The sequence below is a fragment of the Pseudomonas sp. GW821-FHT02A08 genome, assembly GCF_059422045.1.
Map to the genome: position 1 here is coordinate 82,495 of NZ_JBWKWD010000004.1, position 12,986 is coordinate 95,480.

General features: G+C 61.5%; 11 protein-coding genes. 10 read left to right on the forward strand and 1 reads right to left on the reverse strand.

Going from position 1 to position 12,986, the window contains the following annotated elements:
* The first annotated feature begins 267 nt into the window (after positions 1-267).
* The 4 genes from AC07W4_RS04610 to trxC all read left to right on the forward strand — a co-directional run bounded on the left by AC07W4_RS04610 (position 268) and on the right by trxC (position 7,415).
* A complete protein-coding gene (locus tag AC07W4_RS04610; protein ID WP_495031673.1) occupies positions 268-2,010 on the forward strand; it encodes a potassium/proton antiporter in 1,743 nt (580 codons plus the stop codon).
* 34 nt (positions 2,011-2,044) lie between these two features.
* Entirely contained in the window at positions 2,045-5,395 is a 3,351-nt protein-coding gene (mscK, locus tag AC07W4_RS04615) for a mechanosensitive channel MscK (protein WP_495031674.1), read from the forward strand.
* Positions 5,396-5,443: 48 nt separating this feature from the next.
* On the forward strand, positions 5,444-6,907 hold the full coding sequence (selO, locus tag AC07W4_RS04620) for a protein adenylyltransferase SelO (protein ID WP_495031675.1): 1,464 nt from the start codon (positions 5,444-5,446) through the stop codon (positions 6,905-6,907).
* A 73-nt stretch (positions 6,908-6,980) separates the two neighbouring features.
* Positions 6,981-7,415, forward strand: coding sequence for a thioredoxin TrxC (gene trxC / locus AC07W4_RS04625; RefSeq protein WP_495031676.1), 435 nt, complete (start codon positions 6,981-6,983; stop codon positions 7,413-7,415).
* Positions 7,416-7,544: 129 nt separating this feature from the next.
* Here trxC and AC07W4_RS04630 read toward each other — a convergent pair whose 3' ends face one another.
* Positions 7,545-8,315 carry a ParA family protein gene (locus AC07W4_RS04630; protein WP_008016979.1) on the reverse strand — a complete coding sequence of 257 codons (771 nt, stop codon included), beginning with the start codon at positions 8,313-8,315 and terminating at the stop codon, positions 7,545-7,547.
* Between the two features lie 356 nt (positions 8,316-8,671).
* On the opposite strand from AC07W4_RS04630, the gene AC07W4_RS04635 reads away from it, so the two are divergent.
* From AC07W4_RS04635 to AC07W4_RS04660, 6 genes are read left to right on the forward strand one after another with little or no spacing between them, the layout of a single operon-like run.
* The gene (locus tag AC07W4_RS04635; RefSeq protein ID WP_008047934.1) at positions 8,672-9,397 is read left to right on the forward strand and encodes a beta-ketoacyl synthase chain length factor; all 726 of its coding nucleotides are present in this window, start codon (positions 8,672-8,674) and stop codon (positions 9,395-9,397) included.
* Positions 9,373-10,182 carry a lysophospholipid acyltransferase family protein gene (locus tag AC07W4_RS04640; protein ID WP_495031677.1) on the forward strand — a complete coding sequence of 270 codons (810 nt, stop codon included), beginning with the start codon at positions 9,373-9,375 and terminating at the stop codon, positions 10,180-10,182. The genes AC07W4_RS04635 and AC07W4_RS04640 overlap by 25 nt, the downstream gene beginning before the upstream one ends.
* Entirely contained in the window at positions 10,163-10,423 is a 261-nt protein-coding gene (locus AC07W4_RS04645) for a phosphopantetheine-binding protein (protein WP_008047930.1), read from the forward strand. The genes AC07W4_RS04640 and AC07W4_RS04645 overlap by 20 nt, the downstream gene beginning before the upstream one ends.
* A 9-nt stretch (positions 10,424-10,432) precedes the next feature.
* Positions 10,433-10,687, forward strand: coding sequence for an acyl carrier protein (locus AC07W4_RS04650; protein ID WP_007992314.1), 255 nt, complete (start codon positions 10,433-10,435; stop codon positions 10,685-10,687).
* A complete protein-coding gene (locus AC07W4_RS04655) occupies positions 10,684-11,229 on the forward strand; it encodes a COG4648 family protein (RefSeq protein ID WP_495031678.1) in 546 nt (181 codons plus the stop codon). The genes AC07W4_RS04650 and AC07W4_RS04655 overlap by 4 nt, the downstream gene beginning before the upstream one ends.
* Positions 11,226-12,905: an ApeI family dehydratase gene (locus AC07W4_RS04660; RefSeq protein WP_495031679.1), complete on the forward strand. Its 1,680-nt coding sequence runs from the start codon at positions 11,226-11,228 to the stop codon at positions 12,903-12,905. The genes AC07W4_RS04655 and AC07W4_RS04660 overlap by 4 nt, the downstream gene beginning before the upstream one ends.
* Positions 12,906-12,986: the final 81 nt, after the last annotated feature.

A 12,986-nucleotide genomic window follows, 5' to 3' on the forward strand; every position in this document is an offset into this window, starting at 1 on the left:
CGCCCCCTGTAGCAGCTGGCGAAGCCTGCGTTCGGCTGCGAAGCAGTCGTAAAATCCGAGTCCTCGAATCACCTGAAACACCGCGGTATCAGATTCAGCGACTGCTTCGCAGCCGAACGCAGGCTTCGCCAGCTGCTACAGGGATAACCTGCGTTCGCCTTAGTGAAAAGCTTTTTGACAGCATCACATTTCAACAGGTTAGAATCGCTGGCACGCAGACTGCATGGTCAGTTTGCGCCCGCCTTTCAGCTTTCTGGAGTACTGCCTTTGAATGCGACGACCATCAACAGCCTGTTCTTGATCGGCGCGTTGCTGGTAGGTGCGAGCATTCTGGTGAGCTCACTTTCGTCCCGTCTCGGCATCCCGATTCTGGTGATCATCCTGGCCGTCGGCATGGCGGCCGGTGTCGATGGCGCCGGCATTCTTTTTGATAACTACCCCACGGCTTATCTGGTGGGCAACCTCGCGCTGGCGGTGATCCTGCTCGACGGCGGCCTGCGCACCCGGGTGTCGAGTTTCCGCGTGGCTTTATGGCCGGCGCTCTCCCTGGCCACGGTCGGAGTGCTGATTACCACCGGGCTGACCGGCATGGCGGCCGCATGGCTGTTCAAACTGAACCTGATCCAGGGCCTGCTGATCGGCGCCATCGTCGGCTCCACCGACGCCGCCGCGGTGTTCTCGCTATTGGGTGGCAAAGGCCTGAACGAACGGGTAACCGCCAGCCTTGAAATCGAATCCGGCAGCAACGACCCGATGGCGGTGTTCCTCACCGTCACCCTCATCGACATGCTCGCCAGCGGCCAGACCGGCCTGCACTGGAGCCTGCTGACCCACCTGATCCGCGAATTCGGCATCGGTGGCATCATCGGCCTGGGCGGTGGCTGGCTCATGCTGCAACTGGTCAATCGCATCAACCTGGCCACCGGCCTGTATCCGATCCTGGTGATTGCCGGCGGCCTGGTGGTGTTTGCCCTGACCAACGCCCTGCACGGCAGCGGTTTCCTGGCGGTGTACATCTGCGGCCTGGTGATCGGCAACCGACCGGTGCGCAGTCGCCACGGCATCCTGCACATGCTCGACGGCATGGCCTGGCTAGCGCAGATCGGCATGTTCCTGGTGCTGGGGCTGCTGGTGACGCCCCACGACCTGCTGCCTATCGCCTTGCCGGCACTGGCCCTGGCGCTGTGGATGATTCTGTTTGCCCGGCCACTGTCGGTGATGGTTGGCCTGCTGCCGTTCAAGGCGTTCCATGGTCGCGAGAAGGCGTTCATCTCCTGGGTCGGTCTGCGCGGCGCGGTCCCGATCATTCTCGCGGTGTTCCCGCTGATGGCCGGCCTGCCCAACGCCCAGCTGTACTTCAACCTCGCGTTCTTTATCGTGCTGGTGTCGCTGCTGGTTCAGGGCACGAGCCTGCCGTGGGTCGCCAAACTGCTGAAGGTGACGGTTCCCCCGGAGCCTGCGCCGATCTCCCGGTCGGCCCTGGAAGTACACGTCACCAGCGAGTGGGAGCTGTTCGTCTATCGCCTCGGCGCGGAAAAATGGTGCATCGGTTCGCCCCTGCGCGAACTGAAAATGCCCGAAGGCACCCGTATCGCCGCCCTGTTTCGTGGCCAACAATTGCTCCATCCGTCGGGTAGTACGGTGCTGAAAGTCGATGATTTGCTATGTGTTATCGGCCATGAACACAACCTGCCGGCCCTCGGAAAACTCTTCAGCCAGGCGCCACAACGGGGCCTCGATCTGCGTTTCTTCGGCGACTTCGTACTCGAAGGAGACGCCCAGCTGGCCGCGGTTGCAGCCCTCTATGGCCTGAAGGTCGAAGGCATCGATCCGGACATGTCCCTGGGGCACTTCATTGCCCAGAAGGTTGGCGGCGCGCCGGTGGTGGGTGACCAGGTGGAATGGAACAACACCATTTGGACCGTGGCCGTCATGGACGGGAACAAGATCGGTAAAGTGGGCGTCAGATTCCCCGAAGGAAGTCGCCCCGGCCCCGGACTCTTCCTCTAAACTGCTTCCACTATCACTTGCTTGACCGGTCTTTATGCCTAATCTGCGCTCCATCTTCGCCATCGCCCTGCTGGGCTTGAGTCTCTCTGTCAGTACTTTGCAAGCGGCCGAACCGCCCTCCAGAGAAGCCGTGCAAGCGAGCCTGGACAAGATCGCCGACCGCAAATTGCCGGAAGCCGATCAGAAGGCCCTGCAATCGCTCCTGCAAGGCACGCTGAGCCAGCTCAACAACAAACGTGACTACGAGCAGAAGCTGGCCGCGCTCAAGCAGCAATTGAGCAATGCGCCCAAACAGACCGCCGAGAACCAGCGTGAACTGACCCGCCTCAAGGCCAGCACCGTGGTGCCGGTGGCGCAGCGTTTCGCCAAGGAACCGATCCAGCAGCTGGAACAAATGCTCACTGAGCGCTCCACCCAGCAAAGCGACCTGCAAAAAGCCCTGGCCGATGCCAACAGCCTGACCATCACCGCCCAGACCCGCCCCGAGCGCGCCCAGGCGGAGATTTCCAGCAGCCAGACACGCATTCAGCAGATCAACACCATCCTCAAGAACGGCAAGGACGCCGGCAAGACCTTGAGCGCCGAACAGCGCGACCAGCTCAATGCCGAGCTTTCAGCGCTGAACGCCCTGATCCCGCTGCGGCGCCAGGAACTGGCCGGCAATACCCAATTGCAAGACCTCGGCAACAGCCAGCATGACCTGTTGTCGGAGCGATCCGACCGCCTGGATCAGGAAATCCAGGAACTGCAAACCCTGATCAACCAGAAGCGTCTGGCGCTGTCCCAGGAAACGGTCACCCAGCAATCCATCGAAGCGCAGAAGGCCGGCGGCAGCAGCCTTTTGGCCACCGAAAGCGCAGCCAACCTGAAGCTCTCGGACTACCTGCTCAAAAGCACCGACCGCCTGAACGAAGTTACCCAGCAGAACCTGCAGACCAAGCAGCAACTGGACAGCCTGACCCAGAGCGACGCGGCCCTGGACGAGCAAATCAACGTGCTCAAAGGCAGCCTGCTGCTCTCGAAGATTCTCTACAAACAGAAACAGGCGTTGCCGCGCCTGCGGCTCGACCGCAACCTGGCCGATCAGATCGCCGACATTCGCCTGTATCAGTTCGAAGTCAGCCAGCAACGGGAATTGCTGAGCAATCCGGCCACCTACGTCGAAAACCTGCTGTCGACCCAACCCCCCGAGCAAGTCACGCCTGCGCTGCGCAAAAGCCTGATGGAACTGGCCACCACCCGCGCCGACCTGCTCGAGCGGCTCAATCGCGAACTGAGCGCAGTGCTCAATGAATCCATCACTCTGCAACTGAACCAGAAACAACTGCTCAGCACCGCGCAAAGCCTGCGCGCGACCCTCGATGAGCAGATGTTCTGGATTCCCAGCAACAAGCCGCTGGACCTGGAGTGGATTCACAGCGTACCGGATCGCCTCCAGCGGCAACTCGATTCACTCCCGGTACTTTCAAGCCTGAGCGAACTGACCGACGGCTTGACCCAACGCCCGCTGCTGTTCCTGCCATTGGCGCTGCTGATCGGTGCGCTGCTGTGGCGGCGCAAGAGTCTGTACGCTCGACTGAACAAGGTTCACCAGGACATCGGTCACTTCAAACGCGATAGCCAGTGGCACACCCCGCAGGCGATTCTGATCAACATCCTGCTGGCGATGCCGGTTTCCCTGGGCCTCGCATTGTGCGGGCTGGCCCTGCAAATCGACGCCCGTGGGCAGAACGCCAATATGGGCGCGGCGCTGCTGCAAATGGCCGGGGCCTGGCTGGTGTTCTACACCGCCTACCGGATCCTCGCACCGGGTGGCGTGGCAGAACTGCATTTCCGCTGGGAAAAGCCGCAGGTGGAATTCCTGCGCAGATGGATCCGCCGCCTCGGCATCGTGGTGATGGCATTGGTAACCGTCGTGGCCGTTGCCGAACTGCAGCCGGCGGCGCTGGCCGATGACGTGATGGGCATGCCGGTGGTGCTCACCTGCTACGCCTTGATGACCTTGCTGCTCAGCCGCTTGCTCATCAGCAGCCCGACCCACGAGAACGCCTCGCTGTTCCGCAAGCTCGTGGGGATCCTGTTCACCGCCCTGCCCGTCGCGCTGTTCGTGGCGGTGTGCTTCGGCTACTACTACACCGCGCTGAAGCTCAGCGACCGCTTGATCAACACCCTGTACCTGCTGATGTTCTGGCTGGTGATCGAAGCCACCTTCGTGCGCGGCCTCAGCGTGGCGGCCCGGCGGCTGGCCTACCAGCGCGCCCTGGCCAAACGTCAGGCGGCGAAAGAGGCCGGAGACGGCGAGGGGGTGATCGAAGAGCCGAGCATGGACATCGAGAAGGTCAACGAACAGTCCCTGCGCCTGATCCGCCTGGCGCTGCTCGGCGGCTTCATGGCGGCATTGTATTGGGTCTGGGCCGACCTGATTACGGTGTTCTCGTACCTGGACAACGTCACCCTCTACGAATACACCAGCGGCACCGGCGCCAATATGAGCATGGTGCCAATCAGCATCGGCGACATGCTCGGTGCGCTGATCATCATCGGCATCACCTTCGCCCTGGCGCGCAACCTGCCGGGCCTGCTGGAAGTCTTCGTACTGTCCAAGCTCAACCTGGCCCAGGGCAGCGCCTACGCGACCACCACGTTGCTGTCGTACGTGATCGCCGGCGTCGGTTTCGTCTCGACCCTGTCGACCCTGGGCGTCAGCTGGGACAAGTTGCAATGGCTGGTGGCGGCGCTGTCGGTCGGCCTCGGTTTCGGCATGCAGGAAATCTTCGCCAACTTCATTTCCGGCATCATGATCCTGTTCGAACGTCCGGTTCGGATCGGTGACACCATCACCATCGGCAACCTGTCGGGCACGGTGAGCAAGATTCGCATCCGCGCCACGACCATCACCGATTTCGACCGCAAGGACATCATCGTCCCGAACAAGACGTTCATTACCGGGCAACTGATCAACTGGTCGCTGACCGACACCATCACCCGGGTGACCCTCAAGCTCGGCGTCGACTATGGCTCGGACCTGGACCTGGTGAAAGAGCTGTTGCTCAAGGCTGCACGGGATAACCCGCGCGTGCTGAAAGACCCGGAGCCGCACGTGTACTTCCTGAACTTCGGCGAAAGCACCCTCGACCACGAGTTGCGCATGCACGTGCGCGACCTCGGCGACCGCAACCCGGTGCTCGACGAGGTCAACCGTTTCATCAACCGCGAGTTCAAGAAGCAGCACATCAATATTTCGTTCCGGCAGATGGAGGTTTACCTCAAGAACCTGCACGGCCAGGAATACAAGATGGTGCCGATCGAGCCGGAAGCGAAAACCATCGTGCCGATCGTCGACGGCAAGCCGGCGCAAGAACCGCCCGCGGCCAAACTCGACTAACCGGCCATTCCCCAGCAGAATGCTCGGACATTCTGCTGGAGCCGGCCCTTGAAAGCCCTCGACGAACTCACTTTCGATAACCGTTTCGACCGCCTGGGCGAAGCGTTTTCCGCCCATGTGCTGCCCGAGCCCATCGAGAATCCGCGCCTGGTCGTGGCCAGCCCCGCCGCCATGGCGTTGCTGGACCTCGACCCGGCCGTGGCCGAAACCCCGGAGTTCGCCGAACTGTTCAGCGGCCACAAGCTCTGGGCCGACGCGATTCCAAGGGCGATGGTCTATTCCGGGCATCAGTTCGGTTCCTACAACCCGCAACTGGGCGACGGTCGCGGCCTGTTGCTCGGCGAGGTGTACAACGAGGCCGGCGAACACTGGGACCTGCACCTCAAGGGCGCCGGCCAGACGCCGTTTTCACGCATGGGCGACGGCCGTGCGGTGCTGCGTTCGTCGATCCGTGAATTCCTCGCATCCGAAGCACTGCACGCGCTGAATATCCCGACCACCCGCGCCCTGTGCGTGATTGGCTCCGATACCCCGGTGTGGCGCGAAAAGCAGGAGCGCGCGGCCATGCTCTTGCGTCTGTCGCCGAGCCATGTGCGCTTCGGGCACTTCGAATATTTCTACTACACCAAACGCCCCGAGCAGCAGAAAGAGCTCGGTGATCATGTGCTGGCCATGCATTTTCCCGAGTGCCTGGAACAACCGGAACCGTACCTGGCGATGTTCCGCGAAGTGGTGGAGCGCAACGCCGAACTGATCGCCAAGTGGCAGGCCTATGGCTTCTGCCACGGCGTGATGAACACCGACAACATGTCGATCCTGGGCATCACCTTCGATTTCGGTCCGTTCGCCTTCCTCGACGACTTCGACGCCAACTTCATCTGCAACCACTCCGACGACCAGGGGCGTTACTCCTTCAGCAACCAGGTGCCGATTGGCCAGTGGAACCTCAGCGCCCTGGCCCAGGCCCTGACGCCGTTCATCAGCGTCGAAGCCCTGCGCGAAACCCTCGGCCTGTACCTGCCGCTGTTCCAGGCCCATTACCTGGACCTGATGCGCCGCCGCCTCGGCCTGACCACCGCGGAGGATGACGATCAGAAACTGCTGGAGAACCTGTTGCAACTGATGCAGAACAGCGGCGTCGACTACAGCCTGTTTTTCCGCCGATTGGGTGATGAAACACCGGAACAGGCCATCACCCGCTTGCGTGACGACTTCATCGACCTCAAGGGCTTCGATGCCTGGGGCGAACTCTACGTCGCCCGGGTGGCCCGTGAAGGCACGCTTGATCAAGAGCAGCGCCGCCAGCGGATGCACGCGGTCAACCCGCTGTACATCCTGCGCAACTACCTGGCGCAAAAGGCCATCGATGCGGCGCAGAGCGGCGACTACACGGAAGTCCGCCGACTGCACGCCGTGCTGAGCAACCCGTTCGAGGAACAGCCGGGGATGGAAAGCTATGCCGAGCGACCACCGGAATGGGGCAAGCATCTGGAGATCAGTTGTTCGTCGTGAGGCACTGCACGATTGAAAATCTGGAGTCATGTCTCCAGATAAGGATCATTCGCTTTTGACTGGACGATTTGTCATGACCGACCCACTACTCATCCCCTGCCCCCACTGCAACGGCCTCAACCGCATTCCCGCTGAGCGGCTCAACGATCACCCCAAATGCGGACGCTGCAAGGCTGAAGTCCTGCTGAGCAAACCGTTTGAATTGAAGCAAGGCGACTACGCCAGCCAGATCAAGGGCGATCTGCCGCTGCTGGTGGATGTGTGGGCGGACTGGTGCGGGCCGTGCAAGTCGTTTGCACCGGTGTTCGAGCAGGCGGCAGGGCAACTGGCCGGCAAGTGTCGGCTGGCCAAGCTGGACAGCGAGGCGAACCAGCAGTTGTCGGCGCAGCTGGGGATTCGCTCGATTCCGAGCCTGATCCTGTTCAAGAACGGCCGGGAAATAGCCCGGCAGAGCGGGGCCTTTCCGTTAGCGCAGTTGATCGCCTGGCTGCGTAGCCAGGGCATCTGAAACACCACGCAACCCTGTGGGAGCGGGCTTGCTCGCGAAGAGGCCGTTTCACTCAACATCTATGTTGACTGATACAACGCCTTCGCGAGCAAGCCCGCTCCCACATGGGTTTTGTGTTGGCAGCCAGAATCAGGCGTTTTCCAGAAGGTTATGCAGCTCGACGAATTGCTGGGTCAGCTTGTGCCGCGGGTCGAGATGGATCAGCGGCGTATTGGCCTGGTGGGATTCACGCATGCGTACCGAGCTGGCCAGGTACACCGGCAACACCGGCAGGCCTTCGGCGATCAGTTCATCGAGAATTTGCTGGGGCAGGCTGGCGCGGGCCTGGAACTGGTTGACGACGATGCCTTCGACTTCCAGGCCTTCGTTATGGTCGTCCTTCAACTCTTCGATTTCCGCCATCAGGCCGTACAGCGCCTGGCGTGAAAAGCTGTCGCAATCGAAGGGGATCAATACACGATCAGCGGCAATCAACGCCGAAACCGCATAAAAATTCAGCGCTGGCGGGGTATCCAGGTAAATCCGGTCGTAGTCTTCGCTCAGTTCTTCCAGCAACTTACGCAGCTTGTTGATCTTGTGCTTGGCTTCAAGCTTTGGCTGCAAGTCCGCCAGTTCGGCGGTGGCGGTAATGACATGGAGGTTATCGAACGGGGTTTCGTAGATGTCGACCTGATTCTTTTTGGAGAACGGCCCGGAAGACAGCGTCTGCTTGAAGAAATCGGCGATGCCCATCGGAATATCGTTACCGGTGAGCCCCGTCAGGTACTGAGTGGAGTTGGCCTGGGCATCGAGATCCACCAACAAGGTGCGAAAACCCTCGCTGGCACTGACCGCCGCCAGATTGCAGGCAATGCTGGATTTGCCAACGCCACCTTTCTGATTGAACACCACGCGCCGCATGACAAAACCTCCGTGTATCAAAGAATGACCGAGTGTAGTGGGCCATGGTATGGCTACGCTACCTCACCAGTGCAAGGACTACACAGTCAGTTGCCTTCTCCTGCTTGAAAAGCCCTGAACACCCCGGCGATTCGACGCCAGAACCGACAAACGGAGTCATAATTCCGTGAATAATTACCAATCCTTCAAATTTTGAGAGCCAGCCGCTTCATCTTGCCGAGCAGAATGTATCCAGCATTTGCTACACGTTCCCGGCACCGGGATAATGCCCGCCACTCGGCGCCAAACGCCACGCAGGGTAAGTCTCGGCCATCGGCCGCTCCCCCGCGTCAAGTAAGCCCGTGAGGGTGGGATGAATGTCTGTGATCAACTTCAACATCGCCCAATGGCGCGCCTGGGCCCCGGGGCTTGATAGCGTGTCCGACTGGCAGGCCTGGTGCCGACAACCGGTCGTGCTGCCGGACAGCGATGCCGCTCCCGACGTTTCCTTTCTGCCGGCCATGCAACGTCGGCGGCTCAGCCGTCTGGCGCGCATGGCATTCAGTGTCGGCTGGCCATTGGCCGAAGGTCGGCAGGATCTGCCATTGGTCTTTGTTTCCCGTCACGGCGAAACGCCCCGCACGGTCGAGATTCTCAGCGACCTGGCCACCGATCAGCCGCTGTCGCCAACCCGGTTCAGCTTGTCGGTGCATAACGCAATCATTGGCTTGTGGTCGATCATGCGTGGTGAAACCAGCGAAATGACCGCCCTGGCCGCCGCAGGCGATGGCCTGGAACATGGCATGCTCGAAGCTGCCGCGCTGCTGGCTGAAGGCGCTGGCGCGGTACTGCTGGTGATCACCGAAGAGCGGCCGCCCGAGGCTTACTCGACCTGGATCGACGACGTGCCGTTCCCTTATGCCGTCGGCCTGCTGATTACCCCAGGTACCGACTGGCAGTTGTCCCTGAACAGCCCCTCGGATGCGTTGTCCAACTCCCGCTGGCCCCACGCGCTGAATCTGTTGTGTGCGCTGCTCGGCCAGCAAACCACCTGCCAACATGCCTGGAAAAATCGTGTATGGACCTGGCAACGCAACCTGTGACCGAAAAAAACCGCGACGCCTACTACTGGCGTTTGCTGGCCACCGCCGCGAGCTTTGCCCTGTTCGGGCTGGGCGGGCTGTGCCTGCGCCTGGTGATTTTCCCTGTGCTGAACTGCCTGCCCGGCGACGCCCGGACCCATCGGTTGCGGGCCCGGCAAACGGTCAGCCGCTGTTTCTGGATTTTTGTGCGTTTCATGGCCCGTACCGGGGTGCTGACCTACAGCATTGAAGGCGCGGAAAAGCTCGGCCGTCCCGGGCAAATGATCTTCGCCAATCACCCATCGCTGATCGACGTGGTGTTTCTGATCGGCCTGGTGCGTCACGCCAACTGCGTGGTCAAGCAAAGCCTCTGGGAAAACCCTTTCACCCGCGGACCGCTGCGCTGCACCGAGTACATCAGTAACGACGGCAGCATGGACATGCTCGACGCCGCCGCCGACGCGCTGAAAGACGGCCAGACCCTGATCATTTTCCCGGAAGGTACGCGCACCCGACCCGGCCAGCCGCCGGCCTTTCATCGGGGCGGCGCGGCAATCGCCCTGCGTGGTGCGAAAATCCTCACCCCGGTCATTATCAAGGTCAGCCCGACCACATTGACCAAGGCCGAACCCTGGTATCGCATCCCCAAGCGGCGCGTGCACTTCAGTTTCCGGGTCGGGGCCGATATAGACCCACAGACCTTCGCCTCGCAGGGGCCGGCTCCGCAGGCCTCGCGCAAGCTCAACGATTATCTACATTCTTACTTTATTAAGGAGCTCGCCGAAGATGAGCGATCTGCACCGTGATATCAAAATGCTTATCATCGACGCCCTTGGCCTGGAAGACATCAGTGCCGACGACATCGGCAATGACCAGACCCTGTTCGGCGAAGGACTGGGCCTGGACTCGGTGGACGCCCTGGAACTGGGCCTGGCCATCCAGAAAAAGTACGGTATCAAAATCGACGCCGATGCCAAGGACACACGTAATCACTTCAGTAACGTGGCGAGCCTTGCGGCGTTCGTCACCGCAAAACAGGCAGCTTGAGACCGGACCATGCAAACTCGTGACGACATTTTCAACACCCTGCGCGATGCCTTGGTCGAGCTTTTCGAACTGGACCCTGAGCGCGTGAGCCTGGAATCCAACCTGTATCAGGACCTGGAAATCGACAGCATCGACGCGGTCGACCTGATTGATCACATCAAGCGTCAGACCGGCAAGAAAATCGCCGCCGAAGAATTCAAATCGGTGCGTACCGTCAGTGACGTGGTCGAGGCGGTCTACCGTCTGGTTCAACCGGCCGCATGAATCGACTGATTGGCCTCGGCCTGCTGCTGGCGGGCCTTTTGTATCCCTTTGCGGTGTATTTCGGCATGGAGCATTTCGCCCCGTGGCAGTTCGGGTTGCTGCTGGGCGGACTGTGGCTGGCCCGGGCGCTGACCGGCAAACGTCGGCCCGGCAGCCTGTGGATGGCCACCGCGGCCATTGTGTTCTGCCTGTTGCTGGCACTGTTCGACAGCCCGGCGCTGCTGCGTTGGTATCCGGTGTTGATCAGTAGTCTCATGCTGGTGCTGTTCGGATCGAGCCTGGCATTCGGCCCACCGATAATCGAACGCCTGGCCCGGGTACGCGAGCCGCAACTGCCAGCCGAGGGCATTCGCTACACCCGCCAGGTGACCATCGCCTGGAGCGTTTTTTTTCTATGCAACGGTTTGTGTGCCGCCGCCCTGACCCTCTGGGCGCCGCTGAGCTGGTGGACGCTGTACACCGGCCTGATTTCCTACGGATTGATAGGCCTGATGTTTGCCCTTGAATGGCTCATACGACAAAGGGTACGAGGCCGCCCATGAATTGGATAAAACTTGAGCACCTGCTGCTCAAGGCTCAGCCGGAGCGCGCCGTAACGACCGCTCCGGCACTGGATCACGCCCGACTGTGCGAACAGGCACTGCGCCTGGCCGCCGGCCTGCAAGCCCGGGGTGTCCGGCAGATGGCCGTGCACCTTGAAGATGCCGCCGACCTGGCGATTACCCTGTTCGGCGCCTGGCGTGCCGGGGTCAGCGTGCTGCTGCCGTCTGACCTGCAACCCCAGACCCGCCAACGCTGGTCAGGCGAAGTTGATCTGTGGCTGAGCGATCAGCCCGACGATGCGCACCTTGGCGACCTCCAACAGCCGCCGCTCAGTGCCGCCGCGCTGGACCTGGATAACTGCCGACTCAGCCTGTGCACATCCGGCTCCAGTGGCGAACCCAAGCGCATCGAAAAAAACCTGCGCCAACTGGCCAATGAAGTCCAAGCCCTGGAGCAGCTGTGGGGCGCCGACCTGGACCAGGCGTGCATCATTGGCAGCGTCGCCACCCAGCACATCTACGGCCTGCTGTTTCGAGTGCTGTGGCCGCTGTGCGCCGGACGCCCGTTCCTGCGTCGGCAGTTGGCCTTTCCGGAAGACCTGCAACGCGCCAGCCGCGAGCACCCGGCCTTCGCCTGGGTGGCCAGCCCGGCGCTGCTCAAGCGCATGGGCGACAACCTCGACTGGCCGGCCTTGAGCTCCGTACGCCGGGTGTTTTCCTCCGGCGGCGCATTGCCGGTCGAGGCCGCACAGAGCCTGCATGAGCGTCTGGGGCAATGGCCAACGGAAATCTTCGGCAGTTCGGAAACCGGTGGCATCGCCTGGCGTCAGGGCGCGGAACTCTGGCAGCCCTTTGCCGATGTCACGCTGACCCAAGACAGTGAGGGTGCGCTGCTGATCGCTTCGCCGTATTTGCCCATTGGCCTTGTCGAACACACTGCCGATGCCGCGCGCATCTCTGCCGACGGGCGCTTCGAGTTGCTTGGGCGACTGGACCGGATCGTCAAGCTGGAAGAAAAACGCATCTCGTTGCCAATGCTGGAACAGGCGCTGACGGCCCATGAATGGGTCGTCGAAGCGCGGCTCGGTGTCGTTCAGGAAAAACGCGCCTCCCTGGGGGCTTTGCTGGTGCTGAGCGAGGTTGGTTTGCATGTTCTACGCAATCAGGGCCGACGCAGCCTCACCGAGCAATTGCGCCAGCACCTGAGCCAACACTGCGAAGCCCTGGCCCTGCCAAGACGCTGGCGCCTGCTGCGACAACTGCCGCTGAACGCTCAGGGCAAACTGCCCCAGGCCGACGTCGACACCCTGCTGCTGGCGCCGCGCCCCATAGCGCCTGAGGTGCTGGAGCAAGTCGAAAGCAGTGGAGAGTGGAGCCTGCAACTGGCCGTGCCACCGGACCTGGCCTATTTCAGTGGTCATTTCCCCAAGGCGCCGGTGTTGCCTGGCGTGGTGCAGGTGGAGTGGGCGCTGAGCCTGGGCCAGCAACTGATGAACCTGCCGAAAAAATTCGCCGGCATGGAAGTCTTGAAGTTCCAGCAACTGGTGCGCCCGGGGGATGAAATCCAGCTGCACCTGCGCTTCGACCCGGCGCGTGGCAAATTGTATTTCGCCTATCGCAACGAAACCGCCACTTGCTCAAGCGGGCGGATCTTGCTGGAGGCGGCGCATGTGTAAGTTTGGTGAGTGCTGCGCACTCCTTCGCGAGCAAGCCCGCTCCCACAGGGGGGCTGTGTCGTTCACCAATCCAGTGTGGGA

Bases quoted from the DNA above. Each gene is read 5' to 3' on its own strand.
- mscK (WP_495031674.1), top strand. From the start codon at position 2,045: ATGCCTAATCTGCGCTCCATCTTCGCCATCGCCCTGCTGGGCTTGAGT.
- trxC (WP_495031676.1), top strand. From the start codon at position 6,981: ATGACCGACCCACTACTCATCCCCTGCCCCCACTGCAACGGCCTCAAC.
- AC07W4_RS04630 (WP_008016979.1), bottom strand. From the start codon at position 8,315: ATGCGGCGCGTGGTGTTCAATCAGAAAGGTGGCGTTGGCAAATCCAGC.
- AC07W4_RS04635 (WP_008047934.1), top strand. From the start codon at position 8,672: ATGTCTGTGATCAACTTCAACATCGCCCAATGGCGCGCCTGGGCCCCG.
- AC07W4_RS04640 (WP_495031677.1), top strand. From the start codon at position 9,373: ATGGACCTGGCAACGCAACCTGTGACCGAAAAAAACCGCGACGCCTAC.
- AC07W4_RS04645 (WP_008047930.1), top strand. From the start codon at position 10,163: ATGAGCGATCTGCACCGTGATATCAAAATGCTTATCATCGACGCCCTT.
- AC07W4_RS04650 (WP_007992314.1), top strand. From the start codon at position 10,433: ATGCAAACTCGTGACGACATTTTCAACACCCTGCGCGATGCCTTGGTC.
- AC07W4_RS04655 (WP_495031678.1), top strand. From the start codon at position 10,684: ATGAATCGACTGATTGGCCTCGGCCTGCTGCTGGCGGGCCTTTTGTAT.
- AC07W4_RS04660 (WP_495031679.1), top strand. From the start codon at position 11,226: ATGAATTGGATAAAACTTGAGCACCTGCTGCTCAAGGCTCAGCCGGAG.